The organism is Mesorhizobium sp. M4A.F.Ca.ET.050.02.1.1 (assembly GCF_003997725.1).
Taxonomy (GTDB): Bacteria; Pseudomonadota; Alphaproteobacteria; order Rhizobiales; family Rhizobiaceae; genus Mesorhizobium.
In genome coordinates this window covers 1-1321 of sequence record NZ_RZSG01001166.1, presented here as the reverse complement: position 1 = coordinate 1321, position 1321 = coordinate 1, and the positions used below count along the sequence as shown (strand labels likewise).

Annotated in this window: 2 protein-coding genes; both read right to left on the bottom strand. The window is 68.8% G+C overall.

The window, feature by feature from the left end; translation table 11 throughout:
- A partial coding sequence (locus EOA33_RS36005; RefSeq protein WP_348628297.1) for a thermonuclease family protein occupies positions 1-745 on the bottom strand: 745 nt, incomplete at its 3' end.
- On the bottom strand, positions 746-1321 hold a 576-nt coding region (locus EOA33_RS36000), incomplete at its 5' end, for a helix-turn-helix transcriptional regulator (RefSeq protein ID WP_145989520.1).

Here is a 1321-nt window from a genome sequence, read left to right as displayed (position 1 = left end):
GGTTCGGGGCGTGCCCGAAAATGCCTTTCTTCTCCGAGCGTGCCCTGTCGCCGGCCTCGACAAAGGGGCCACCCGTGGCGGCGCGCGCCCAGCCGCTCTCGACCAGCCACTGGCCAATATCCTGATTACCGACACGGCATTCGGCGGAGATGAGGTCGCGGCCGCCGCCTTCCGGCGGCACGATGCAGGCTATCGCCCGGCCGCGCAGGAAGGCGCGGAATGCCGTCCTGGCGCGCGCGCCGCAGGCCCAGGATTTGCCGTCGACGCTGCAGGTCTCGTCCTGCCTCACGATGTCGACCCCGGAAATCGCGACCGAATAGCCCTTCGCCTCGATCAGCCCGGCGGCGGCGGCCACCGGCTGGAACAGCTTGGTCCCGTTCCAGTCGCCGGGCATTTTCCACCTGGGCGGCTTGGGCGGGCCTGCCAGCGCCAGGTCGCTCAGCGGCGCGCGCGGCTCGACACGCTCAAGCTCCCCGGAAGGGAGTTGAGGTGGCGCCACGACCTCGGGATCGATCGTCCTGGAATGGGCGGGAGGTTTCACCGGCTGCGGTGGCGGAAGGGCTGCCGTGGCCGGCGCTTCGGGCGGCATGTCGGCGCCCTGCTCGGCGGTGGTTTCGGCCACCGGATCAATGCGGTCCAGCGTGACGATGCTTTCACCGCCGTTCAGCGCGCGGCCTCCGGTGACGACGAGCGACGCCATCGCTGGTACAGCCGCAACAGCCACGGCAAGACGGAGCAGCCGCACTTACTGGCTTGCCCAGACGATACGCGCCACCCATTCGATGTCGCGCATCGGGATGTCCCGATCAGGATGATCAGGATTGAGGGAGACCAGCACGATCGACTTCACGGTCTGGCGAGCCAGCACCTTGGCCATCACCTCACCGGCAACGGTCTTGACGACGACGCGGTCGCCCTTGCGGGTGGCAGCGCCCGGCTCGACGATCAGCACGTCGCCGTTGCGGTAGAGCGGCAGCATGGAATCGCCCTGCACCTGCAGCGCATAGGAGCTTGCTGTCGCCCTGGCCGGCAATTCAACCAGATCCCAGCCCTGCCCCGCCGGATAGCCGGCATCGTCGAAGAAACCTCCGGCGCCGGCCTGGGCAAAGCCGAGCAGCGGCACGGCTGACCTGCGTGCCTGCGACGCCGGGATCGAGCCATCACCTTCCACCAGCCCGGTGAACTCCTCCAGCGAGGCGCCGGTGGCCTCGATGATCTTGGCCAGCGATTCGGTCGACGGCCAGCGTGGCCGCCCGTCCGAGGACAGGCGCTTCGACTTGTTGAAGGCGGTGGAGTCGAGACCGGCGCGCCTTGCCAGACC